The 25,467-nt window shown below is 63.9% G+C and carries 17 protein-coding genes; 3 read left to right on the top strand and 14 right to left on the bottom strand.

Annotated features, from left to right (window positions below; genetic code table 11):
* Positions 1-23: 23 nt before the first annotated feature.
* The 3 genes from WIT60_RS05205 to WIT60_RS05195 form a co-directional block, all read right to left on the bottom strand.
* Positions 24-4,376 (bottom strand): translocation/assembly module TamB domain-containing protein, encoded by a 4,353-nt coding sequence (locus WIT60_RS05205; RefSeq protein WP_339582884.1) that lies wholly within the window; start codon positions 4,374-4,376, stop codon positions 24-26.
* Positions 4,373-6,160, bottom strand: coding sequence for an autotransporter assembly complex protein TamA (locus WIT60_RS05200; RefSeq protein ID WP_339582883.1), 1,788 nt, complete (start codon positions 6,158-6,160; stop codon positions 4,373-4,375). Before WIT60_RS05200 ends, WIT60_RS05205 begins: the two co-directional genes overlap by 4 nt.
* A 176-nt stretch (positions 6,161-6,336) precedes the next feature.
* Positions 6,337-7,509 carry a vWA domain-containing protein gene (locus tag WIT60_RS05195; protein ID WP_339582882.1) on the bottom strand — a complete coding sequence of 391 codons (1,173 nt, stop codon included), beginning with the start codon at positions 7,507-7,509 and terminating at the stop codon, positions 6,337-6,339.
* Between the two features lie 92 nt (positions 7,510-7,601).
* Between WIT60_RS05195 and WIT60_RS05190 the strand changes: the two genes are divergently transcribed.
* Positions 7,602-8,792, top strand: coding sequence for a GGDEF domain-containing protein (locus WIT60_RS05190; RefSeq protein ID WP_339582881.1), 1,191 nt, complete (start codon positions 7,602-7,604; stop codon positions 8,790-8,792).
* 15 nt (positions 8,793-8,807) lie between these two features.
* Here the strand turns inward: WIT60_RS05190 and WIT60_RS05185 are convergent, their stop codons facing one another.
* Positions 8,808-9,650 carry an AAA family ATPase gene (locus tag WIT60_RS05185; protein ID WP_339582880.1) on the bottom strand — a complete coding sequence of 281 codons (843 nt, stop codon included), beginning with the start codon at positions 9,648-9,650 and terminating at the stop codon, positions 8,808-8,810.
* A 103-nt stretch (positions 9,651-9,753) separates the two neighbouring features.
* On the opposite strand from WIT60_RS05185, the gene WIT60_RS05180 reads away from it, so the two are divergent.
* Positions 9,754-10,428, top strand: coding sequence for a c-type cytochrome (locus tag WIT60_RS05180; RefSeq protein ID WP_339582879.1), 675 nt, complete (start codon positions 9,754-9,756; stop codon positions 10,426-10,428).
* Positions 10,429-10,513: 85 nt separating this feature from the next.
* On the opposite strand, the gene WIT60_RS05175 is transcribed toward WIT60_RS05180, so the two are convergent.
* From WIT60_RS05175 to urtA, 8 genes are all read right to left on the bottom strand, one after another.
* A complete protein-coding gene (locus WIT60_RS05175) occupies positions 10,514-13,006 on the bottom strand; it encodes a type I secretion C-terminal target domain-containing protein (RefSeq protein WP_339582878.1) in 2,493 nt (830 codons plus the stop codon).
* A gap of 155 nt (positions 13,007-13,161) precedes the next feature.
* Entirely contained in the window at positions 13,162-13,593 is a 432-nt protein-coding gene (locus WIT60_RS05170) for a DUF1841 family protein (RefSeq protein ID WP_339582877.1), read from the bottom strand.
* A 6-nt stretch (positions 13,594-13,599) separates the two neighbouring features.
* Positions 13,600-13,953 (bottom strand): FKBP-type peptidyl-prolyl cis-trans isomerase, encoded by a 354-nt coding sequence (locus WIT60_RS05165; RefSeq protein WP_320362466.1) that lies wholly within the window; start codon positions 13,951-13,953, stop codon positions 13,600-13,602.
* A 91-nt stretch (positions 13,954-14,044) separates the two neighbouring features.
* Complete coding sequence (gene urtE, locus WIT60_RS05160) at positions 14,045-14,749, bottom strand: urea ABC transporter ATP-binding subunit UrtE (RefSeq protein WP_339582876.1); 705 nt, start codon at positions 14,747-14,749, stop codon at positions 14,045-14,047.
* A 42-nt stretch (positions 14,750-14,791) separates the two neighbouring features.
* Entirely contained in the window at positions 14,792-15,688 is an 897-nt protein-coding gene (gene urtD / locus WIT60_RS05155) for an urea ABC transporter ATP-binding protein UrtD (RefSeq protein ID WP_339582875.1), read from the bottom strand.
* On the bottom strand, positions 15,685-16,815 hold the full coding sequence (urtC, locus tag WIT60_RS05150) for an urea ABC transporter permease subunit UrtC (protein ID WP_445207652.1): 1,131 nt from the start codon (positions 16,813-16,815) through the stop codon (positions 15,685-15,687). The genes urtD and urtC overlap by 4 nt, the downstream gene beginning before the upstream one ends.
* A gap of 127 nt (positions 16,816-16,942) precedes the next feature.
* Entirely contained in the window at positions 16,943-18,547 is a 1,605-nt protein-coding gene (urtB, locus tag WIT60_RS05145; protein WP_339582873.1) for an urea ABC transporter permease subunit UrtB, read from the bottom strand.
* A 127-nt stretch (positions 18,548-18,674) separates the two neighbouring features.
* Positions 18,675-19,952, bottom strand: a complete 1,278-nt coding sequence (gene urtA / locus WIT60_RS05140; protein ID WP_339582872.1) for an urea ABC transporter substrate-binding protein — start codon at positions 19,950-19,952, stop codon at positions 18,675-18,677.
* A gap of 173 nt (positions 19,953-20,125) precedes the next feature.
* On the opposite strand from urtA, the gene WIT60_RS05135 reads away from it, so the two are divergent.
* Positions 20,126-20,872 (top strand): fused MFS/spermidine synthase, encoded by a 747-nt coding sequence (locus WIT60_RS05135; protein WP_339582871.1) that lies wholly within the window; start codon positions 20,126-20,128, stop codon positions 20,870-20,872.
* On the opposite strand, the gene WIT60_RS05130 is transcribed toward WIT60_RS05135, so the two are convergent.
* The gene (locus WIT60_RS05130; RefSeq protein ID WP_339582870.1) at positions 20,859-21,833 is read right to left on the bottom strand and encodes a response regulator; all 975 of its coding nucleotides are present in this window, start codon (positions 21,831-21,833) and stop codon (positions 20,859-20,861) included. The genes WIT60_RS05135 and WIT60_RS05130 overlap by 14 nt on opposite strands.
* A gap of 5 nt (positions 21,834-21,838) precedes the next feature.
* Complete coding sequence (locus tag WIT60_RS05125; RefSeq protein ID WP_339582869.1) at positions 21,839-25,459, bottom strand: hybrid sensor histidine kinase/response regulator; 3,621 nt, start codon at positions 25,457-25,459, stop codon at positions 21,839-21,841.
* Positions 25,460-25,467 lie beyond the last annotated feature (8 nt).

The following is a 25,467-nucleotide window of genomic DNA, read 5'->3' as shown; positions in this document are numbered from 1 at the left end:
TGTGACGGGCACGGCCCGGGCGCTCAATCCCAGCGCCAAGACCAGATCAGATCGGCCGCGTTGTCGACCCCAGCCTGCAGTCGCAAGGTGAAGCGACGCGCCAGGGTGTAGATCAATTGCCAGTTGCCCCCTGTAGCGTTGAGGTTGCGCTCGTAACCCACATACCAATATCGCGACACCTGTTTGCCAACGTTCACGACGGTTTCACGCACAGCGCCGTCGGTCTGCCGCACAGAGAACTCATCCAGCCCCAACATCCCGATCAGGTTGTCGGAAGGCGAGGACCCTTCCCCGGACAACAGGGCCACCGCGGCCGTCTGTAACAAGCCGATGTCGGCACCGCCCAACCCTGTCGGCGCACGCCCCAGCACCAGCCACGACAGCTTCTCGGTCTCCGACATGGCCGGCTCTGAATACAAGCGTATGCGAGGGTCTTGTGCGGTCCCGGTGATGGCCACGCCCACTTTCACGTCGCTGCTGGCCGCAGTGGGAGACTGAGCACGCATGGCCAGAATGTCCAGGCGCGGATTTTCGATCGGGCCCGTGAAAGCCACAGTGCCCCGCTCCACCACCAGTTTCTGGCCATACGCCGCGTACGTGCCGTTTTCAACGCGAATGGTGCCATTCAGGGTGGGGCGGTTCGACGGCGTGGTCACCTTCACCACACCTGTCAACAAGGCATCCAGACCCATGCCCTTGATGCGCAGGCTCTTGCCCAGATCCACATCCAGATTGGCCATTAATTTGCGTTGAGGCTCACGCTGACGGGGCCCCGTTGCCCCATTGCCATTGGTCTCGCTCATCGGCCGAGCATGTGCCGGACGGTTCACCACCATCACGTCATCGCCCACAGTAGGGGCCGATGACTTGCTGATGTCGATCAGCCCCTCGTCGACCCTCACTCGTCCGTCTGCTTCCATGGTCTCGGTGCCCAGCGCCCCGTTGACCACACCGCTGAGCACCACGCGACGGTCCACACGCTGCAACAAGGGGAAGCGATCGGCCGTCAGGCTCACACGGGCCTGAACCACATCACCGAACGTCGCCTGCCCCTGCGCCGTGAGGAGGCCACCGGCCGAGCCGCCTCGGGCCTCGAAGTGCTCCAACACCATCAAGTCCCCCATGAGGGACATGCGCAGCTTGCCATCGCTGAGGTTGACACCCATCAGCGCTTGCCCGGCGCCCAGGTTTTCTCCCTGCACCTGACCGCTGTAGCGTGGCGCACCCAAGGTGCCTGCCAAGGCGGCCTTGGCCTGCACCTGACCACTGATGCGCCAACCCGCAGGTATCCAGGTCCCCCAAGGACGCAGGTTGCCGATGCTCAGATCCAGATCGCCTTGCAGGGCATCGGTGCCTTGCGGCCCCACCATGGGATCAGCAGCTTGCACCACCTGCCGCCCTGTCAGCTTGCCCAAGGCGCGACCTTCGAAGGCCTGGGTCAAGGTCCAAGTACCCTGACGGGCCTGCAAGGTCACGCGCGCATCACGGATCCCCAGTCGCTGGGCACTGTTGCCCTCGATCGTGGGCTCGAACAGGCTGATGTCGCCCGACTTGCGTTGCACCGTGGCATCCACCGACCAAGGCGCACTGCGTTGGTGGGTCAGCTTCAACCCGCCTTCCAAAATCAGATCCCCGCCCCACCCAGCTTTGGGCTGCCAGCGTGTGAGCAACTCCGGCAGATTGAATGCCTCCAAACTCAGATCCAACTTGGCCACGCCCACCGGGTCGCGCTGACGGTCAGCCCAGCTCCAGCCTGCCTCACGCAAATGCAACACGGCCCCCATCACATTCAACTGGGTGGCGCCCAGCGTCACGCTCTCGCTCCGGTCGCGCTGTTGCCACCGCACAGGCGTCGGTTGCAAACGCAAGGCCTCGCGACCTGGTGCGTCACCCACCCGCACCACCAAGTCTTGAATGCGGCCCTGCCAATCGTGAGCCGAATCGCTCCAGCGCAAGCCCCCTTGCAGGGTCAGATCAGCGGTCAATCGCTCGGCTGGCGCCTTGGCCGACTCCACCTCGCCACCCGACTGGGAGGTGATCCTGGGTGTTTGCCGCGTCAAGCTGGCGTTCACACGCGCCTCGTGGGCCTGCACCGACCCGCCCACGCGGACACTGGCATGGCTCAGCTCCAAATTCGCTGTGCGCACTTGCTGCACATCGAGCTGGGCTATCACTGCCGATGCAGGCTTGCGCGCATCCACGCCCCATTGCGCCTGCGCCGAAGTCACGGAAACGCCCTCACCATCCTTGGGTAGCCAGCGCAAGCCCGTCACCCTCGCCTGTCCTGCACTGCTCAACCTCGGCCACAGACCTTGCCCCTGCGCGCTCAAGCTCACATCACCCGTGATCTGACGCGCGCCTGCCAATGCCACCAGAGGTTGCAGGGCCTGCAGCGCACTGGCATTGACCTGCGCTTGCCACTGCGCGCTGGCCCCGAGCTGAGGACGGCCCGCCGCATCGGCCTGCCACGGTAGCTGCGCGCGGAACTGCGCCAGGTTGCCAGCCGCGTCCAGGTTCACATTCAGGCCCATGACCTGTTTTTGACTGGGCGACTGCCACTGCACCGCCCCCCTGAGGGGGACGCCCGCCAGCCAACTGGGTGCCAACTGGGCATCCAATTGACCTCGCCAAGTCGCATCGAGCTCGAAGCTGGCTTGTGCCGACAGCGCGTTACGCCCACTCACCTCCGCGGGCCAAGGCAACCACAGCTGTGGATCGAAATCCCGCACCTCCAACCGCCCCTTGGTCCGCCAAGCCACCGCCGGTGGTGGCGTTGTTGTCGCATCGGGGGCGATCGGCCACTGCCACCGTGCATCACGCAACTCTGCACTTGCGCCAGCCGATGCCAGCAACAGACGCGACACACTCACCACGCCAGGCGCATAACGGGCCTCCAAGCTCGCCTCGACCGGACGTTGCCCCGCCGCCATGGTGCGCGCACGTTCGGGTTGGGCATAGGCTGCACCATACTCACCCTGAATGCGCGCCAACAGGGTGGCGGCCGTGTCACGCCAGCCCGTCTTCTGCCCGGCTGACTTGGCCTCAGGCGATACGCTGATCTCGCCCTGCAAACGCAATGCCGGCGCCTGTCCGTGCAGGGCCTGGGGCTCCAGCTGCGCCACGCTCAGACGAAGACGATGACCCTGCCCCCACCCACCTTTCAGGGTCACCTGCGCGGTGTCACCACTTCGCACACGAGGCAATGCCAACTGCCAGTCGAGTTGCACCGAAGCCAGTACGGCATCCACAGACCGGGCCTCCTTGGCCCTTGCCAGCTGCCATGTTCCTTGCCAGGACCTCACCGGCAAGCGCCCCTGATCCCAGGCACCGCTCAAGCGGTTTTGCAAGTCCACACGACCGTGCAAATCGGCATGTCCCTTGCGCTGAGGTGCCATGTCCACGGCACCGTGCAACGCGGTGCGAGGCAAATTCGGCTGAAGATCGGCCAGATTGAGGCCCTCAAAGCGCGCTTTCAGGCGCGACACAGGCCAAGGCGCAAACGCCTGCACCTGTGCATCAGCGCTCAGAGACTGGGCGGGCTGCTTGCCACGCTGCAAGTGGGCCTGTGCGGTCACCCCCATGTCCGTGAGCGCGCCGCTCACTCGAAGCTTGGCTTGCGCGCGCAAGTCAGCGGAAACGGCCCCCACGGCCTGCAAGGCTGCGTCCACCTTCATCCGACCACGCACCGCCACACTGGCTTGGCCTTGCACTTGCCAATCTCCCCAGCTCAGGTGGCGCAATCGGAGACTGTGACGTGTCGGCAGCAGACCATCATGCAAAGCCAGGGTCGCATCCAACCCCTTGAAAGGCAGATCCCCCACCAGATTGCTGACAAACTCACCCACCTGGACGCGATCAAGGTGCACCGAAACCGGCAGACTCAGATCGCGCGGGGCAGCCAAAGGCTCGGGCGAGCTCGGCCCCGCCACCCAATCCAATCGCACACGACGTGCTTGCAAGCCTTGTGCACGCACGCCCAGCCACCACGCGACCTCCATGTCGGGCAGCAAGGTCAGGCCCTGCCAAGCTGGCTCATCCAGAATCAAGGCACCACCGCGCGGCAGATCCACCTCCACCCGTTCGGCCCGGAAATCACCCAGCAATGCCCCTTGCGCTGCAGCGACGCGCACGCCCACCCCCGTCAAGGCGCCCAGCAGCCGCTGAGTTGCCCACTCGGTATGGAGCCCCCCCCACACCGCAGCAGCGACGAGGCACAACGCCCCCATCAGCCATGCGAATGCACCCGCCAGCCAACGCAAGCGACGCCACCCAGCACCGCGCTGAGAGCCCCCCGTCTCCGGCGATGCGTCTGGGGACATCACAGCCTGCGCACCGGTGGTCACAGACGCTGCGTCGTCGGGGAGGCGTTCGCTCACAGACTGACCCCCACACTGAAGTGCATGCGCCACTGGCCTGTGTCCGAGCCACGCGCCAGATCCAGGCGCAACATGCCCACCGGACTGCGCCACCGCACCCCGACGCCATAGCCCACCTTCGGCCGCAGATCCCCCATGCGCTCTGCAGCATCCCCCGCGTCCACGAACACCGCCCCCAACAGACTGGGCATGCTCTGCAAAATCGGGTGCGCAAGCTCCACACTGGCGGTCGCCATGGCCCGACCACCGATGGTCACCCCCTCGCGCTTCACACCCAGAGACCTGTAGGCATAACCGCGCACGGAATCGTCGCCCCCCGCACGGAACAGCAAGGTGTCAGGCACGCTGACATCCTCGCCTGCCGACACCTGTCCGGCCTCGGCCCGGGCGGTCAGATGCCAATTCAGTGGCAGAGGACGATAGGCCGTGATGCGGCCGTAGGCGCGTGTGAATGTGCCCGTGCTGTCCAGTGCCGAGTAGGTCTGGCCCAACGTCAACTCGGCAAGGCCGGTATACCCCTGCGTCGGCAGCAACTGGTTATCGACATGGCGCCAGATCCACTGCGCCGTGCCACTCAACGCCGAGGCATTCGACACCACCACATCGTTCGCCGAGGACACGCGTGCGTGCTGATACTCCAGGTACTGGGTACGCTCGCGCACATCCCCCTCCTGCAAGCGTCCCACGCGCACGCGCTGGCTCGTCGTCTGGGCATCATCGCTGTCCAGCAAGCGCGAAGCCTGCCCCGAGAGCAAACCCCTCACGCGACCCGGCAGCGGATGAGACGTCAGGTCCACCTGACCACGCGACTCGCGCTTGCCAATCTGCAACGCCGTCTTGGCCTGCCACCCCAGCCCCCACAGATTCCGGTGCAAGTGTTCGCCGGACACGCGTGGCCCGGTGTCACTGCTCACACCCACCCCGACCGTGGCAGCCTGCAATGGCAACTCGCGCAACTGCACGACCACCGGCGTGGCATCGGCCTGCGTGGGGTCGAAATCGGTGGCCACAAAAATGTTCTCGAACAGGTTGAGCTTCTGGATGCGCTCCTGCCAGTCCAGCACCAGCTTTTCTTCGTAGGGGTCACCCTTTTTGAACGGCGCCAGGTCCAGCACCGCCGAAGCGGGCTGGCGCGTCAAGCCCTCCACCCGGATGTCCCCAAACGCAAAGGCTGGCCCCGAGTCGGCCACCAGAAAAATCTTGGCGGTGCGCTCGGTCGCATCCACCGTCACCGAGGTCCCGCTCCACGAGGCAGTGGGATAACCCTTGGCCCGCAACTGGGCCAAGGCCGCATTCTTCGCCGATGACCACAGGCCCTGACGAAACACCTCGCCCACCGGCAGCCCCCAGTCACGCATCAGACCGTCGGCCAAGGCCTGCGCCCGGGCATCGCCGTCGCTCAACGCGACATCGAACGCGCCTTCATAAATCATCTGCACCTTGCTGATGCGCGTGCGCTGGCCAGGGTCGACCTTGAGGGTGACCACCACGGGCTTGCCCTCCACCTCATCGTCCACACGGGTGCTGATCTGCGCACCGAAATAGCCCTCGGCCTCCAGCAGGCCGCGCGCCTCATCCGGTGCGGAGATGACCAGACGCCGCAACTCATTACGGCTGATGCGTAACTTGTCGTTGTCGGCCCGTTCGCGTTGAAAGCGCGCCAACTCCAGGTACTCGGTGAGCAGTTCGTCCAGCGGCGCAGGTGCATCGACCTTCAACTGCCAGACCAGCGCAGACGCGCGGCGACGCGCGGTTGCTGCGGCACCCGTTTGAGTCTCAGGCACCGCAGACTCTGTACGCAATGGCACAGCTTCGTCTCCCTCTGCCCCGAGGCTGGCGGGAGCCTCGGGCGAGGTCGACACCATCGGGGCGGCGGTTTGAGCCCAGGCCCCGGCGGGCAAGAGGCCCCAGGCAAGCGCCAAACCAGGCCACCAATTGCGCACACGCACCGTGGCCAGCCTCATTTGCTCAGCAAACGCATGGCACTTTCCAGGCCCTGCAGGCTCATGGGGAACATGCGCCCCCCCATCAACTGATGCATGATCGACACGCTCTGGCGGTAGTTCCACACCCCAGGCGGCTCCGGGTTGATCCAGACATGGTTGGGAAAGGCGTTCGTCAGCCGCCCGATCCACTCGGCGCCCGGTTCCTCGTTGTTGTATTCCACACTGCCGCCGGGCTGCAGGATCTCATAGGGGCTCATCGTGGCATCGCCCACGAAGATGAGCTTGTAGTCCTTGTTGTACTTGCGGATGATGTCCCAGGTCGGGATCTTCTCGGTGAAACGGCGGTGGTTGTTCTTCCACATGAAGTCATAGACACAGTTGTGGAAGTAATAGAACTCCAGGTGCTTGAACTCGGACTTGGCGGCCGAGAACAGCTCCTCCACCCGGTGGATGTGGTCGTCCATCGAGCCGCCCACGTCCATCAGCAGCAGCACCTTCACGGTGTTGTGACGCTCGGGCACCATCTTGATGTCCAGCATGCCGGCATTGGCCGCCGTGGCCTGGATGGTGTGATCCAGATCCAGTTCCTCAGCCGCCCCTTGGCGGGCGAACTTGCGCAGACGGCGCAGGGCCACCTTGATGTTGCGGGTGTCGAGCTCGATCGTGTCGTCGTAATCGCGGAACTCGCGCTTGTCCCACACCTTGACCGCGCTGCGGTGGCGCGAACGGTCCTGTCCGATGCGGATGCCTTCGGGGTTGTAGCCATAGGCCCCGAACGGCGAAGTGCCGCCCGTCCCGATCCACTTGTTGCCGCCCTCGTGACGCTCCTTCTGCTCCTCCAGCAGCTCCTTGAGACGGTCCATGAGCTTGTCCCAGCCCATGGCCTCGATCTTGGCGCGGTCTTCCGGGCTCAGTTCGCGCTCGAACTTTTTGCGCAGCCACTCCAGCGGCAACTCCCGCGTCAGGTCGATGGCCTGGGTCGCCCCCTGAAAGTACGTGGCAAACGTGCGATCAAATTTGTCAAAATGGGCTTCGTTCTTCACCAGGGTCATGCGCGCCAGGTGGTAAAACTCATCCACCGAGGGGCCAATCACCTCGCCCTTGATCGCTTCCAGCAAGCTCAGGTACTCCGGTATCGTGACCGGCAACTTGGCTTGACGCAGAGCGAAGAAGAAATCAATCAGCATGGGCTTTCCAGAAAGTCTCTGCGCTATTTTCACCCCGGATCCATCCAAACGAAAGCCTGGGGCCTCTGTGAAGCCCTGAAACCGCACCCGACATGGAAACTCGCCACCTGCTGCTGGCCTTCGTTCTGCTGAGTCACACGCTCACCACGGGCATGTGGTGGATGGGCGGCACCTGGATGGGACTGTCGAGCCGCGCTGCGCGCTACTGGCTGATCGCCAGCCTGGGCAATGGTGTGGGCCTGTGCCTGATCCTGCTCCCTGGCAGCGGCCCCGCAGAGTTGCGCATCCTCACAGCCTGCTCGCTCGCCGCGCTGGCTGCCATCTGGATGAGGCAAGGTTTGCAGGTGTTCCTCAAACTGCCTCGCACCGAAGCACGCCATCTGGCGCTGAGCATGGCCTTGATGGGATTCAACATTCTGGTGTGCGTGCCGCTCAGCTGGCAAGCTGCAGGGGTGGCCGTGAGTGCCGGTGTGGTGGCCGTTGCCATGCTGCTGAGCGTTCGCGAGGTCTACCACCCACTGAAGCGGGAGTTCAACCGAGGCACGGCCTGGGCAGCGTCCCTCATGTTCTGTGTCATCGCCTTGTGTGCGATCGTGACAGGCCTGAGCCAGCTGGGCCCCAACTGGCCGTGGCCATGGCTGGACAGCCCGCTCGAGACACGGCAGTTCGTGCTGAGTTTCGTGAGCGTCACGCTGTCGATCCTCACCAGCTTCGTGTTGGGATACATCGTGGTCATGCGACTGGTGGGGCGACTTGAGCACCTCTCGCTGCATGACGGCCTGACGGGCTTGCTCAACCGCCGCGCCATTGAAGCCATGCTGGCGCGTGAAACGCAACGTCTGGAGCGTTTCAACCAGCCTTTTTCCATCCTGCTGATCGACATCGACCACTTCAAGCATGTGAACGACCAACTCGGTCACCCGGCAGGCGATCAGGTTCTGATGGAAGTTGCGCGCCGCCTGCAGGCCGAGGCACGGGAGGTGGACCACGTGGCGCGCTACGGCGGCGAGGAGTTCTGCGTGCTGCTGCCGCACACCGAACACGAAGGCGCCTTGCAGGCTGCCGAGCGTCTTCGGGAGAGTGTCTGCGAGCGCCCGATTGCCTGGGGGACCGTGAACGTGCCGGTCACGATCAGCATGGGGCTGGTGTGCGCGGACAACCCGCAAGAGACGCTGCAATCACTGTTGCGCCGGGCCGATGCGGCCCTTTACCAAGCCAAGGAAGGGGGCCGCAACATGGTGGTGTCGGCCCCGACGCCGAACGAGGCAGCCGCGCCACATTGAGGCGCGACCGCTTGTTCAGCGGTTGTGGCGGGCCATGTGGACCAGCTTCTCGAACAGGCTGAGGTCTTGCTCGTTTTTGAGCAAGGCGCCCACCAGCGGCGGCACGCTGACCTTTTCGTCCTTGTTTTGCAGCACTTCCAGCGGGATGTCCTCGGCCACCAGCAGCTTGAGCCAGTCGATCAGCTCCGAGGTGCTGGGCTTCTTCTTGAGGCCCGGCAGGTTGCGCACCTCGTAGAAATGACGCATGGCCGCTTGCAGCAGGTCTTGCTTGATGTGGGGGAAGTGCACCTCGACGATCTGCTTCATCGTGGACGCATCGGGGAAGCGGATGTAGTGGAAGAAGCAGCGACGCAGGAAGGCGTCGGGCAGGTCCTTCTCGTTGTTCGAGGTGATGATGACCAGGGGGCGATGCTTGGCCTGGATCAGCTGACGGGTCTCGTAGCAGTAGAACTCCATGCGATCGAGCTCACGCAAAAGATCGTTGGGGAACTCGATGTCGGCCTTGTCGATTTCGTCGATGAGCAAGGCAACTTGCTGATCGGCCTCAAAGGCCTGCCACAGGGTGCCTTTGACGATGTAGTTGTGGATGTCTCGCACTTTCTCGTCGCCCAACTGGCTGTCTCGCAGGCGGCTGACGGCGTCGTACTCGTACAGGCCTTGCTGGGCCTTGGTGGTGGACTTGATGTGCCATTGCAGCAAGGGCATACCCAGTGCTTCGGAAACCTGCTCGGCCAACATCGTTTTGCCGGTGCCTGGCTCGCCCTTGACCAGCAAGGGCCGCTGCAACTTGAGGGCGGCGTTCACGGCCAGTTTCAAGTCATCGGTGGCGACGTATTGATCGGTACCTTGGAATTTCATGCGCTGACTCAACAGGGTTGCTACTGTGTTCGAGTATAGGCTGAGCCCCAATAATGGGCTGAACGACCGTGTTTCACTCAGCAGCCATTTTCCACTGCCCACCATGAACACACTGCCTCACCTGCTCCGTTCTTTTGGCGTCTTGACCTCCGCGGCATTGCTGGCGTTCGGCGCTTGCGCGCAGAACGTGAAGGCAGGCGATGTGAATGCTGCACGCAGCAAAGTCGCCATGTGTGTGGGATGCCATGGCATCCCTGGCTATCAGTCCAGTTTCCCCGAGGTGCACAAGGTGCCCAAGATCTCGGGGCAATCAGAAGCCTACCTGGCGGCCGCCTTGATGGGGTATCGCAAAGGTGACCGCAAGCACCCGACGATGAAGGCCGTGGCCACCTCCCTGAGCGATCAGGACATTGCTGACCTGGCGGCTTACTATGCTTCTCATGGTCAGGACCTGCCACCCACGCCAGCCAAAGGCGGCACGGCCAGCTCCGAGGTGCAAGCTTTGCTGACCAAGGGCAACTGCATGGCCTGTCATGGCGAGAACCTGAGCAAACCCATCGATCCAAGCTACCCAAAGCTGGGGGGCCAGCATGCGGATTACCTGTTCGTGGCCCTGAAGGCGTACCACACAGCCAACAACCCCAACATCGGACGAAGCAGCCCGATCATGGCCGCGCAGGTGCAAGCCTTCAACGCCAAGGAGTTGAAGTTGTTGGCCCAACACATCGCCAGCCTGCCAGGCGACCTGAAAACGGTGCCGCAACCTCGTCTGCGCTGAGGCAAGGCCCACCACCACCGCCGGCGCCCATGAACAAAGCCCGCCAAATGGCGGGCTTTGTCATACTCAAGGCTGCTCGGCGTGGTCAGGCCGCATCCACCCAGAGCTTCTGGTCAGCCAGCATCCGCGCGATGATGGCACCGTCTCCTGCGCCTGTTTCCAGACCGAAGGCTGTGCGCAGGTTGACCCCTTGCAGCACGATTTCCTGGGTGATCGTGCCCTGCCCATCGGTCAGGTCACCGGCCACGCTGATCTGGATGCGTGTGTCCGAGCCGCTCGTATCAAAGTGCAGATACTGGCCCAGATTGCCCACGCCGCCATCGCTGTACTCACCCTGCAGAAGGTCACGCAAGTCCAGCACATCACCACCATTGCCATGGGGCGCGAGGTCGAAATCCTCGATGCGATCGACCGTGGCACGGCCTGTCACCACATCGCTCAAACGCCAGGCAAACACATCACCGCCCTCGTCGCCCCTCAGACGGTCATCGCCCTGGCCACCGTAAAGCAGATCGTCACCTGCCCGGCCTTGCAGAACATCCGCGCCAGCCTGGCCCAACACCTCATCGGCGTCCGAGGTGCCGACGACGGTCCGCCCCTCGTTGTCGGTGATGGCGACGTCATTCCAGGTGACCGGATTGATCACATTGCCCTCGACGACCGTGGCCTGCAGGCGTAGAAACTCGACCGGCTCGACCTCGGCATCGTCCAGGGTGGGCACGCGCACATCGATGCGGGTGTCTCCCGGCTGAAAACTCAACGGGCCGGTCACGGCAAGCCATTGCTGGGCCGACGTGTCAAAGTACTCCAATTGGTTGGCCGAATCGACACCCGGCAGCGCCGCATCGAGCAACGGGGTGCCGCCCGCCTGCAATGCCAAGGACACCGACACCACTTCGCCCGTGACCGAGGTGAGATTGACGGAGTAGTGAGCGTGTTGACCCTCGATGGCATCCTCGCTGAAGACAACCATGTAGGGCTTGTCGTTGTCCGTGATGGCGGTGTCGTTGCGAGACTCGGCATTGGCGGTGTCACCGCTGATGACGGTGGCCTGCAACTGGAGAAACTCCAGACCCTCAATCTCGGCATCGTCCACTGTGGCCACGCGCACCTGGATCTGGGTCTGTCCCGGTGCCAACGTCAGGTCGCCGGTCACGGTTTCCCACGCTTGGCTGATGGTGTTGAAGTACTCGAGCGGACCCGTCGAGTCCACGCCAGGCTCGGCCGCGTCGACCGGATCGGAGCCGGCCAGCAAGGCCAGGCGCACCGTGACGGGCTCGGACGAGGGCTGGGTCAGGTTGACCGTGAAGCCGGCATGCTCACCCTCAGTGGTGTCCTGGCCATAAACAACCAGGAAAGGCTTGTCGTTGTCGGTGATGGCCGTGTCGTTGCGCGACTCGGTATTGGCGGTCTCACCACTGATGACGGTGGCTTGCAACTGGAGAAACTCCAGGCCTTCGACCTCGGCATCATCCACTGTGGCCACGCGGACCTGGATCTGGGTTTGCCCAGCGGCCAGCGTCAGATCACCGGTCACGGTCTCCCACGCCTGGCTGCTGGTGTTGAAGTATTGAAGCGGGCCCGTTGTGTCCACACCGGGCTCAGCCGCGTCCATTGGGTCGGAGCCGGCCATCAAAGCCAGGCGCACCGTCACGGGCTGGGGCGAAGGCTGGGTCAGGTTGACCGTGAAACCTGCGTAACCGCCCTCGGTGGTGTCTTGGCCGTAAACGATCAGGAAAGGCTTGTCGTTGTCGGTGATGGCCGTGTCACTCCAGTTCACGCTGTTGACCGTTTCACCGCTGGTGACCGTGGCACGCAGCTGGATGAACTCCACGCCTTCAACATCCTGATCATCCAAAGTGGCGACTCGAACACGGATCGCGGTCTGCCCAGGCGCAAAGCTCAAATCACCACTGACAGCTGTCCATTGCTGGGTTGCGGTGTTGAAGTATTCAAGTGCCGTGGCAGTGTCGATGCCCGGCTGTGCGGCATCGGCCGCATCGGTGCCTGGCAACAGGTCGAGCCGAACGGTGACCGGGCCGACAGGGGCCTGCGTCAGGCCCACGGTGAACTCGACCGCTTGGCCTTCGACGGCATCTTGCCCGAACACCGTGAGGAACGGCAGGCTGACGGGCGGCTCGGGGGGCTGCGGTGTCTCGGGCTCAGGGTTGGTGAGCGAGCGTTGGTCGGTGAAGGCGCCAGGCAGAGGCGCTGAAGGCGCCGGCGCGTCGGGCGTACCGAAGCCGAAGGATTGGGGAGAGACCGCTTCGCTGACGCGGTCCACTCGCAGACCCAAGCCGAGCGAGCCACCCTCGCCTCCCGTCAAGCCCGCAGCAGGGGCTTCCTCTTCGCCCTGAGGCGTGTCAAGGTTGGCGATCGCGTCATCGATCTCGGTCTGGGCGCGTGCCGTGGGCGCCGCGGCCACTTCCAGAACCTCTCCGTTGGGGCCCAGGATGGGCTGACCATCGGGAAGCTTATCGCCCACTTTCACGGCAATCAGATCGCCCTGGGGAGACCGGACATAGGCTTCACCCCGAACGGCGGTGACGATACCGGCAGAGACAGCAAGGATCGACATAGGGCGACTCGTGAAAAGAGTGTTCAACACGTGTCACTTTAGGGCGAGTTCGCGTCAAAAGGGGGCGAAACGCCCCCCCTGACCACAGGGTCGGGCCGTGTGAAAAGTCCCGCTTTTCCGGTGTCCCCAGAAGTCGATCCTAGCAATAACCCGACTCAGCGGGTGGCGCGCATCATCAGGCGGTCGATGTAGCCTTGGCCGTCAAACGGGCGGCCAGAGCGCTGCGCTTCCCAGACCATTTCGCCCAGGGCTTCCATGGCGACGTGGTGGGCTTCGTGCAGGGAGTTGAGTCGCTGTGCCAGCCGCTCGATGGCGGCTTTGACGCCACGCGGCTGGTCGATGCTGACCTGCTCGGTGATGGACAGGTGCATGGACAGGTGCAGGAAGGGGTTGGTGCGCCCCTCCTCCACGGTGTAGACGGCGGCGATGGCCGCGTCCACGTCAGACAGATCCTGATGGTATTCAGGGTGCTCGATCATCCAGTCGGTGGCTTGCGCCTCCAACGGGGTGAGCGGCTGGCCAGCCAGGTGCTTGGCCCAGGCCTCACAGAAGAAACGACGAACCTGTTCCTGGCTGGGGGCAAACATGGTGGATCAGACGCCCAGCAGTTCGACTTCAAACATCAGGGTGGCGTTGGGGGGGATGACGCCGCCAGCACCGCGGGCACCGTAGCCCAGCTCGGCGGGGATCACCAGGATGCGGGTGCCACCGACCTTCATGCCTTGCACGCCTTCGTCCCAGCCGCGGATGACGTGGCCAGCGCCCAGCGGGAAGGCGAAGGGGTCGTTGCGGTCCTTGCTGGAGTCGAACTTGGCACCCTTGACGCCGTTCTGGTAGAGCCAGCCGGTGTAGTGCACGGACACGTAGTTGCCGGCCTTGGCTTCAGCGCCGCTACCGACGGTAACGTCTTCGTATTGCAGACCGGAGGTGGTGGTGACGACAGCCATGGCGTGTCCTTTCTGAGTGAGGCGAATGAAAAAGAGGCCAGAGTCTAACCTCTGGCCCCATGCCCTTGCCGGGGGTCTGATTTGTCTGCGCTCAAATCGACATGAGTTGGCGCACGCCATCGGTGGCCATGTTCTCGCCACGTCCCTGCCGGATGATCTCGCCGCGCTCCATGACGAGGTACTGGTCGGCCAGTTCCTCGGCGAAATCGTAAAACTGCTCGACCAGCACGACGGCCATCTTCTGGCCGTTGAGCCCCTCGTCGGCCAGCTTGCGGATGGCGCGGCCGATGTCCTTGATGATGCTGGGCTGGATGCCTTCGGTGGGCTCGTCGAGGATCAACAGCTTGGGGCCAGCGGCCAGGGCGCGGGCAATGGCGAGTTGCTGTTGCTGCCCCCCGGAGAGGTCGCCGCCCCGACGGTGCAGCATCTGTTTGAGCACCGGAAAGAGCTCGAACAGCTGCTCGGGCAGCGGCGTGCCGCCCGGCTTGCTGGCCAGGCCCATTTGCAGGTTCTCGGCCACGGTAAGCCGTCCGAAAATCTCCCGGCCTTGGGGCACATAGCCCACGCCCAGGCGCACCCGTTCATAAGGCTTGGTGCCATTGATGGAGCGACCATCGAGCAGGATGTCGCCCGACTTGATGGGCACCAGGCCCATCAGGCTCTTGAGCAGCGTGGTCTTGCCCACGCCATTGCGGCCGAGCACCACGGTGACCTCGCCGAGCTTGGCCTCGAAATCCAGGCCGCGCAGGATGTGCGAGCCCCCGTAGTACTGATTGACGCTTTCTACCTTCAACATGCTGACTGTTCCTTCGCGTGGGTCGCTGCACGAATGCCGTGTTCAGCGCCCCAGATAGACTTCGACGACCTTGTCGTTGGCCTGCACTTCGGCCAGCGTGCCTTCGGCCAGCACCGAGCCTTCGTGCAGCACGGTGACCTTCTTCTTGGCCGCGCTGGCGCCCTGGGTGGTGAGTTCGTGGATGAACTTCATGTCGTGCTCGACCACCACCAGCGAATGCGCCCCTTCCAGCGACAGGAAGAGCTCGGCGGTGCGCTCGGTTTCTTCGTCGGTCATGCCGGCCACGGGTTCGTCCAGCAAGAGCAGCTTGGGGTCTTGCATCAGCAACATGCCGATCTCCAGCCATTGCTTTTGGCCGTGGGACAGCAGACCCGCGGTTCGCTGGGCGTGGTCCTTGAGGTGGATGAGTTCCAGCATGGCGCCGATGCGGTCGAGCTGGGCGCCGCTGAGCTTGAAGAACACCGAGGCGCGGGCGCGACGGTCGGCCTTGAGGGCCAGCTCCAGGTTCTCGAACACGGTGAGGTATTCGAACACCGTGGGCTTTTGGAACTTGCGGCCGATGCCGCGCTGGGCGATTTCGCTTTCGCGCAAGCTCAGCAGGTCGATGGTGGAGCCAAAAAAAGCCGTGCCGCTGTCGGGTCGGGTCTTGCCGGTGATCACGTCCATCATCGTGGTCTTGCCGGCGCCGTTGGGGCCGATGATGCAGCGCATCTCGCCCACCGAGATGTCCAGACACAGCTTGTTGAGGGCCTTGAAGCCGTCGAAGCTGACCTCGATGTCGTCCAGATAAAGGATGGAGCCGTGGGCGAGGTCGAGCTGGCCGGGCTGGACGACGCGACCATAGGCGGCTTCTCGTCCGCCCGACTCCCCCCCCTGCCCCGCCTGGGACTTCACGCGGGCCAGCTTTTCAACGCCTTCTTCCATGAGTTCGGGTGTCATGCCTTCACCTCGGTCTTCTTGTTGAGCAACTTCTTGACGCCACCGACGATGCCATCGGGTAGGAACAGGGTCACGGCGATGAACAGGGCGCCGAGGAAATACAGCCAGAACTCGGGGAAGGCCACGGTGAACCAGCTCTTGGCACCGTTGACGAAGAAGGCACCGATGATCGGGCCGATCAGGGTGGCGCGACCGCCCACGGCCGTCCAGATGGCCATCTCGATGCCAGCCGCGGCCGACATTTCGCTGGGGTTGATGATGCCGACCTGGGGCACGTACAGGGCACCGGCGATGCCGCACATCACGGCCGACAGCGTCCAGATGCCGAGCTTGTAGGCCAGCGGGTTGTAGCCGCAGAACATGACGCGGTTTTCAGCATCACGGATGGCCTGCAGCACACGGCCGAACTTAGTGTGAACCAACCAGCGCGCCATCAGGAAGAAGCCGATGAGCGTGAGACCGGTGAGCACGAACAGCACCATGCGGGTGGACGGCTGGGCGATGGGGATGTTCAGGATGCGCTTGAAGTCGGTGAAGCCGTTGTTGCCGCCAAAGCCCGTTTCGTTGCGGAAGAAGAGCAGCATGGCCGCATAGGTCATCGCCTGGGTGATGATGGAGAAGTACACCCCCTTGATGCGCGAGCGGAAGGCAAAGTAGCCGAACACGAAGGCGATGAGGCCAGGCACCAGGACCACCAGGGCCATCTGACCAATGAAGGACTCGCTCAGGGTCCAGTGCCAGGGCACTTCCTTCCAGTCGAGGAAGACCATGAAGTCGGGGATGTCGGCGCCGTAGCTGCCGTCACGGCCGATCTGGCGCATCAGGTACATGCCCATGGCATAGCCACCCAGTGCGAAGAACAGGCCGTGTCCCAGTGACAGGATGCCGGTGTAGCCCCAGATCAGGTCCATGGCCAGCGCGCAGATGGCGTAGCACATGATCTTGCCGATGAGGGACAAGGCGTAGTCGGACAGGTGGAAGGCCGAGTCGACTGGCACCAGAAGGTTGAGCACGGGTGCCAGGATCAACACCGCGAGCACGGCCGCCATGACGGCCGCCCAACCCTTGGTGCCCAGCATCAACCCACCTTTGGGTTGGAAGAAAGCAGAACTGGTCATAGTTGTCATCGTTCGTACGTCGTGAACAAACTTTCGCGCGCATGGACTCGGGCCAAGCTGGCTGCCACGGAACCGGCTTCGCCGGGCCGTCGGCAGCGCCCCCTTGAGGGGGCACGCGAAGCGTGTAGGGGGTGGGTCATGCCTCTCTGCCCTTGATGGCGAACAGGCCTTGGGGGCGCTTCTGGATGAAGATCACCACGATGACCAGCACCAGGATCTTGGCGAGCACAGCACCCGTCCAGCCTTCGAGGAACTTGTTGACCATGCCCAGGCCGAGCGCGGCGTACACGGTGCCGGCAATCTGCCCCACCCCACCCAGCACCACGACCATGAAGGAGTCAACGATGTAGCTCTGGCCCAGGTCCGGCCCCACGTTGCCGATCTGCGAGAGCGCACAACCGGCCAGGCCCGCGATGCCGGCGCCCAGCGAGAACGCCAGGGTGTCCACCCGTGCGGTGTTCACCCCCATGCACGAAGCCATCGGACGGTTCTGGGTAACGCTGCGCACGAACAGGCCCATGCGCGTCTTGGCGATCAGCAGGGTCATGCCCACCAGCACCAACGCGGCGAACACGATGATGGCCAGCCGGTTGTAGGGCAAGGTCAGGTTGCTGAGCACGTCGAAGCCGCCGGACATCCAGTTGGGGTTCTCGACCTGCACGTTCTGGGCGCCGAACACGGTGCGCACCAACTGCATCAAGACCAGGCTGATGCCCCAGGAGGCCAGCAGGGTCTCCAGCGGGCGGCCGTAAAGGAAGCGGAACACGCTGCGCTCCAGGATGGCACCCATCAGGGCGGCGGCCAGGAAGGACGCGGGTACGGCCAGCAAGAGATACCAGTCGAACAGCTCAGGCAGGTACTGGCGAAACAGGTTCTGGACGACGAAGGTGGCGTAGGCGCCGATCATCATCAGCTCGCCGTGGGCCATGTTGATCACGCCCATCAGGCCGTAGGTGATGGCCAAGCCCAACGCGGCCAGCAGGAGAATGGAGCCCAGGCTGATGCCGGTGAAGACCACGCCGGCGTGCTCCCCCCACTCCAGCTTGCTGGTGACCTGGCTCAGCGCAGCCTGTAGCGCCGCTTGCACTTGAGGGTCGGCTTCTTCGCCGCTGTTGATCCGCTCCATGAGCAGGCCGCGGGACTCGGGGCTGGCGTCGGCAGCCAAGGCTTCGGCGGCTTCCATGCGACGTGCCGGGGTGCTGGCGGTCAGCAAGGCCCTGGTACGGGCCATCTGGAGTTGTTTGCGCAGCGCCTTGTCGGTTTCAGCGGCCAGGGCCTGGTCGATGAGGGGCAGCCGAGACTCGTCGGCAGCATTGGCCAGTGCCTCGATGGCTTCTGCGCGCAGGTCGCGGTCAGGGGACGCCAGGTTGGCAGCAGCCAGCACGGCTTCGATCTCGCTGCTCATGCGGTTGTTGTTGACCACGTCCTCTGCGTCATCGGGCAAGGTCGCAGCCTGGCCGGTGACGGCATCCACCGCCTGCCCATCGTCCTGAATGATGTAAGCGCGGTCGGCGGTCACCTTGACCGCGTCGTCCAGCATCGCTTTGAGGAAGGGCGTCAGCGCCGGATCGTTCGTGGCGGCCAGCTTCTTGAGCGTGTCGATGCGCGCATCGTTGTCGCCCGCGGCCAGCGCGTGAGCGTCTTGCGGGGTCAGGGCGTGAGAGGCGGGTGCCCAGGCGCCCAGGCTCAGGCTCAACGCCAGGCCCAAGGTTGTCAGCCAGGATCTTGTGTTCACAGGCATGTCCTGCTCTTTTCGTGTGTGTGCGGTGAAAAAATGGCCCCGTCGGGCTACCCGAACGGGGCCAACCGCTCTGCTCCAAAATCAGCCCGCCATGACGAGGGCGGGCGCCCGTGGATCAAGCCGGTGCTTACTTGGCTTCCGGCTCGTCCTTCTTCTTGTCGTTGCCCGGGATGTAGGGGCTCCAAGGTTGAGCCTTGACCGGGCTCGGGGTCTTCCAGACCACCTTGAATTGGCCGTCGGCCTTCACTTCGCCGATGAACACGGGCTTGTGCAGGTGGTGGTTCTTCTCGTCCATCTTGGACATGAAGCCACCCGGCGCCGGGAAGGTCTGACCAGCCATGGCCTTGATGACCTTGTTCACATCGGTGGTGCCGGCCTTCTTCACAGCCTGAGCCCACATGTTGATGCCGATGTAGGTGGCTTCCATCGGGTCATTGGTCAGGGGCTTGTCTTTATGACCAGCGATGTTCTTGGCCTTGGCGTAAGCCGACCACTTCTTGATGAAGTCTGCATTGGTCGGGTTCTTGATCGACATGAAGTAGTTCCAGGCAGCCAGGTGGCCGACCAGGGGCTTGGTGTCCACGCCGCGCAGCTCTTCTTCACCCACCGAGAAGGCGACCACTGGCACATCCTTGGCTTTCAGGCCTTGGTTACCCAGTTCCTTGTAGAAAGGCACGTTGGAGTCACCGTTGATGGTGGAGACCACGGCCGTCTTCTTGCCTTCAGACGAGAATTTCTTGATCTTGGCGATGATGGTCTGGTAGTCGGCATGACCGAAGGGGGTGTACTCCTCCATGATGTCGGCATCGGCGACGCCCTTGGACTTCAGGAAGGCGCGCAGGATCTTGTTCGTGGTGCGGGGGTACACGTAGTCGGTGCCCAACAGCACGAAGCGCTTGGCCGAGCCGCCGTCCTTGCTCATCAGGTATTCCACAGCGGGAATGGCCTGCTGGTTGGGCGCAGCGCCGGTGTAGAACACGTTCTTCTCCAGCTCTTCACCCTCGTACTGCACTGGGTAGAACAGCAGGCCGTTGTTTTCCTTGTAAACAGGCAGCACCGACTTGCGCGACACCGAGGTCCAGCAGCCAAAGGTCACGGCGACCTTGTCTTGGGTCAGCAGCTGCTTGGCCTTTTCAGCAAACAGGGGCCAGTTGGAAGCGGGGTCCACCACCACGGGTTCGAGCTTCTTGCCCAGCAGGCCGCCCTTGGCGTTGATCTCGTCGATGGCCATCAGGACGGTGTCCTTCAGCACGGTTTCGGAGATGGCCATGGTGCCCGACAGCGAGTGCAGCACGCCGACCTTGATGGTGTCGGCGGCCTGGGCCATGGAGCTGAAAGCCAGGCCGGCCACACCCAGGGCGACGGCGGTCAGGGAGGCGGTGGCACTGCGACGAGAGATGTTCATGGGAAGCGCTCCTTGGAGACGGTGGGTTGAACGAATCAGAGTGAATTCAGTGTGCCCACCGAGGTCGCACCGAGGAATACGCCATGTGGCGTACGAGTGGCGTACGAGTGGCGTATGGGCGGCTTTTGAGGGCTCTGTTGTGACGTCAAATGCCCCCATGCGACACTGTCGCCATGAGCGAGCAAGCGCGGCTACACCAGAACAGCCAGACCCTTTCCCTGAGTTTCGAGTCGTCCCTGATTCAGAGCTGCATGAGCCTGTCAGACCCCGATGAGTTGGTGCTGGACTACACCCGCGCGATGATGGGTTTTCTCGTGTTGAACCCCGCGCCACGGTCGGTTTTGATGATCGGACTGGGCGGCGGTGCGCTGCACAAGTACATCCACAAGCACTTGCCTGAGACCGACCTGACCACGGTGGAAATCAACGCCAACGTCATTGAGTTGCGGCAGGACTTCTGCATCCCGCCGGATGACGAGCGCTCACGCATCGTGTGTGCCGATGGGGCAGCATTTCTGGCCAAGCCCACACATCAATTCGACGTCATCCTCGTCGACGGCTTCACCGGCGAGGGCATCCCGGATGCACTGTGTTCACCCGGCTTTTACCGACGCGTGAAGGCCGCTTTGGCTCCCCAGGGGGTGATGGTGGCCAATGTGCAGGCCGACACGGAACAAACACGCGACATCATGAAGCGCGTGGGGCGGGTGTTCGACGGCACCACGCTGTCGTTTGAGTCGGACGAGGGGGGCAATGACATTGTGCTGGCGGGGCAACGCGAGAGCTTCGTGCGCTGCTGCCAGGAGTTCGATGCCCGTTGGGCCGCCCTGCCCTCAGTGCATCAAGCCACCTTGGCGGCCTGCTCAACCCGACTGCAGCGGGCCTTGCTCAAGGATCTTCGAGCAATCAACGCGCCTTGAGCTGCGCCACCCGGCTCAAGGCCAGTCCCGCCGCCGCTGTGCGGGTCTCAACCCCCATCTTGGCGAACACGCTCTCCAGCTGCTTTTTGACGGTGGCCGGGCTGCTGCCCAGGATGTCGCCAATGTCGCGGTTGGTCTTGCCCTTGACGACCCAGTACAGCACCTCACCCTCACGGGCGGTGAGCTTGAACGTCTGACTCAGGGCCTCCATGGCGGCCTGATCCGAGCTTTCCTGCATGACCAGCAACCATTCGTCGTCACCCGTGGGTTGGTGCAGGGTGAAGCGCAAACAGCTGTGCCCCTGGTTCACCGTCCAACTGGGCGCTTGGGCAGGCGCATCGCCCTGCCCGGTCTGATCCTGCTGGCGCGACACCGCCAGCCGCAACCAGTCCAGCAACTCAGGCGGGGCCACCGCCTCAGGGGTGTCAAAGTAGCGCTGCAACAGCTTGCGCGCCAAAGGGGTTTGCCACAGCACCTTGCCTTCGCGCAAGTGCACGGTGAGCGAGGCGTGGCCGAAAGCGTCGAGCGCATTGCGGGCCTGGCGCGACTGCCGCGCCGCCTGCATGTGTGTCTCGATGCGAGCCAGCACCTCGCGCGGGCGGATGGGCTTGACCACGTAATCCACGCCGCCGACCTGAAACGCCGCCACGACGTGCTCGGTTTCGGCCAAGCCTGTCATGAAGACAATGGGGATATGGCTGGTGTCGGGCTGCGCCTTGAGGCGCCGCGCCACCTCGAAGCCGTCCATGCCAGGCATGACGGCGTCCAGCAAGATGATGTCGGGGACCGCCTGGCTGGCACGCTGCAGGGCCGCCTCGCCGTGAGTGGCGACCAGCACGGTATAGCCCCCGTCGTCGAGGGCATCGTGCAACAGGGACAGGTTGTCCGGCACATCGTCCACGATGAGCACGACGTCGGTGCGGCTGCGGTCAAGTCGGTCGAACATGGGGTGATCGTTCATCGGGTTCAAAGAGCGGCCACGGCCGTTGGGGCCGGGCTGTCTGACGTGGGTGAAGACGAGCTCGGCGGCTGAGCCTGGGCCAGCGCCTCTTCGATCAGCGTGGCCATCGCATCCAGGTGGAACTGGCGCGCCAGGGTGCGCATGCGTTGCACGAAGGGCTCACAGTGGGGCTCATCCGCAGCAATCTGGTCCAGGGCCTTGTGGACGCCCCGCACGTAGCCGGCATGGATCTGATCCTCCAGCCGGCGCAAGGCGGCCTCTGATGGGTAAGCGGTGGCCGCATCGGCAGGCGGCGACAAGCTGGTGACTTCGGCGGGGCGCTCGGCCATGATCCAGTCCAGTTGCAGTTGCCTCCCCAGCCAGTCCAGCAACTCGGCCACGCGCACGGGCTTGACGATGAAGTCATCGGGTGTGATGCCAACGTCGTTGTCCAGGGCCTTGTCAAAGGCGTTGGCCGACACGATGGCGGCCGGCGCGGTGCTGAGGCCTTCGGTGCGGATGGCGCGCAAGGTGCCCCAGCCGTCCAGACCGGGCATGGCCAAGTCCATGAACAAAGCGTGGGGCTGCAGTGAAGGCGGCGTTTGTCGCAGGTGCGCCAGGCAATCCAGCCCGGAAGCCAGCGGCGTTACCTCAAAGCCCAAGGGGCTCAGGATGCGCACCAGCAGGCCACGGTCGGCCTCTTCGTTGTCCACCACCCAGATGCGGCGGCGCTCGCCGGCATAGCCGGTGCGCTGTCCCTGCATCACGCGCTGCGCCACGTCCGAGGCACGCACCTGGGGCAGGAACAGGCGGATGCGGAAGGTGGTGCCCACGCCCTCCTGGCTGCTGACCTGCATTTCGCCGCCCATCAGGTCGGTCAGCATCTTGCTGATGGTCAGGCCCAGGCCGGTGCCACTGGCCGCGTTACCGGCCGCCGACGAACCCCGCGCAAAGGGCTCAAACACCTTGTCCAACTCGCTTTGGGCGATGCCAGGGCCCGTGTCGGTGATCTCGATCAGCGCGATTTCGCGGGCGTAGCGCACCTTGAAGGTCACCTGCCCCACGGTGGTGAACTTGACGGCATTGCCCAGCACATTGAGCAGGATCTGGCGCACGCGGCGCTCGTCGGCGCGCACGGCCTCGGGCAGATTGCGTTCAATGTCGGCCACGAAGCGCAGATGCTTGGCGCGGGCCTCGTGCTCGATCAGGCCGGTGATCTGCTGCAGCAACTCGTCCAGCCGCACGGGCTTGACGTCGAGCGAGAGCTTGCCGCTTTCGATGCGGGCAATGTCCAGCGTGCCCTCGATGAGCGACAGGAGGTGATCCCCTCCCCGCTTGATGACGCCCACCGCGTGCTTCACATGCTCGGGCAGGTGGTGGTCTTCGTCGAGCAACTGGGCGTAGCCCAGGATGCCGTTGAGCGGCGTGCGCAGCTCGTGGCTGATGGTGGAGATGTAGCGGCTCTTGGCCTGGTTGGCCTGATCGGCCGTCTGCTTGGCCTGCTGCAGCTTGTCGTCGGTGATGCGGTGCAGTTCGATTTCGCGCACCAGCAGATGAGTCTGACGGTTCGATTCTTCCTGCGCCACCTGCCGGCTCTTGTGTGTGAGCACGAGCCACCAGCCGACCACGCCCACGATCAGCAGCAGGGCGGCAAACACCTTGACGAAGGCCGACTCCAGCATGGCGGCGGTGGCCGCGGGTGAGCCCAGGTCCAGCGCCACCATGTCGCGCACCTGTTGCTGGTAGACGAGGCCAAAGACACCGGCCAGCAACGGGGTGAGCACCAGCATGATCAAGAGGAACTGGCCCAGCTCGGTGTCCACCCGGCGCCAGACGAAGGCAGGCACCACGGCGCGACCAATGTTGCGCCACTGCTCGGCCCATCGGGCCGAGGCCGGCTTGCACAGGTCCTGACAGCGCGCGTCCAGCGAGCAGCACAGCGAACAGATGAAGCCCTGGTAGGCGGGACAATGGGCCACGTCGTCGGCCTCGTATTCGCGTTCGCACACGGTGCATCGGTGCAAGGCCTTGAGGCGGATGACGCGGCTCAAAGGCTGGCCGGCCTCGGTGTCGGCTTGCGGTGCCGGGCACATTGGCGCACCAGAGGCCGTCGCGCAGGAAACCGCCCCCTCAGGGGCCGTCGCCGCCTCCGGCTGACGCGCCAGGTAATAGCGCCCCTGCGTGGCCCAGGCGATGAGCGGCGAGGTCGTGAAGGCCACGACCATCGCCAGCACGGCCGAGAAGGCCTGAGCCAGCCCCCCCAGCCATCCCACATAGGCCATCACCGACACCAGCGAGGCCAGGCCCATCGCCCCCACGCCCACCGGATTGATGTCATACAGATAGGCGCGCTTGAACTCGATGCCCTTGGGTGACCAGCCCATCGGCTTGTTCACCACCAGGTCGGCCACCACGGCCATCATCCAGGCAATGGCGATGTTGGAGTACAGGCCCAGCACCTTGCCCAGCGCCTGAAACAGGTTCAGCTCCATCAGCAGCAGGGCGATGAGCGCGTTGAACACCACCCACACCACCCGCCCGGGGTGGCTGTGCGTGAGACGCGCAAAGAAGTTGGACCACGCCAGCGAACCCGCATAGGCGTTGGTGACGTTGATCTTGATCTGCGAGATCACCACGAACACCGCCACAGCCCCGATCGCCCACGAGGGCGAGGAGAAGATCTTCTCCCACGCCACCAGGTACATCTGATTCGGGTCCACCGCGCGCGCCACCGGAATCGCGTAGCTCATCGCCAACCAGGCCAGCAGCGCCCCGCCCAGCATCTTCAACACACCCAAAATGACCCAACCCGGCCCGCCCACAAACACCGCGGCCCACCAGCGGCCGGCGCGCTCGGGGCGCTTTTCGGGCATGAAGCGCAGGTAGTCGGCCTGTTCGCCCATCTGCGTGATCAGGGCAATGCCCACCGTCAGCGCCGAACCAAAGGCCAACACATTGAACTCGCCATACGCGCCCGTCGCCCCAGGGTAGGCAGCCAGATCCTGCAAGATGTTCGGGTGCTCGCGGAACACCACGATGAAAGGCAGCACCAGCATCACCAGCCAGATCGGCTGGGTGATCAGCTGCAAGCGGCTGATGATCGTCACCCCATGGGTCACCAAGGGCACCACCACCAGCGCACAAATCAGATAGCCCCAGGCCGGCGGAATGTCGAACGCCAGCTCCAGGGCGTAGGCCATCACGGCCGCCTCCAGCGCAAAGAAGATAAAGGTGAAGGACGCGTAGATCAGCGAGGTGATGGTGGAGCCGATGTAGCCAAAGCCGGCCCCGCGCGTGAGCAAGTCCATGTCCAGCCCATGTCGCGCGGCGTACACGCTGATGGGCCAGCCCACCAGCAAGATGATGAGGCCGGTGGCCAAAATGGCCCAGAACGCGTTGATGAAGCCATGGTCCACCAACAGTGTGGCCCCCACCGCCTCCAGCACCAGAAAGGATGCCACCCCGAAGGCCGTGTTGGCCACCCGTGCCTCGCTCCAGCGCCGGGCCGAGCGCGGCGTGAAGCGCAGCGCGTAGTCCTCCAGGGTTTCGGACGCCACCCAGCTGTTGTAGTCCCGACGCACCTTCACCACGCGCTGCAAAGCTTCGCTGGCGGGGTCAATGGTGTGGGGCAGGTCTGGGTCTTGCATGATGTGGG

Source organism: Aquabacterium sp. G14 (assembly GCF_037482285.1).
In the GTDB taxonomy this organism is placed as follows: Bacteria; Pseudomonadota; Gammaproteobacteria; order Burkholderiales; family Burkholderiaceae_C; genus Aquabacterium.
The sequence above is the reverse complement of the archived record's forward strand: the minus strand, read 5'-3'. Positions and strand labels throughout refer to the sequence as shown.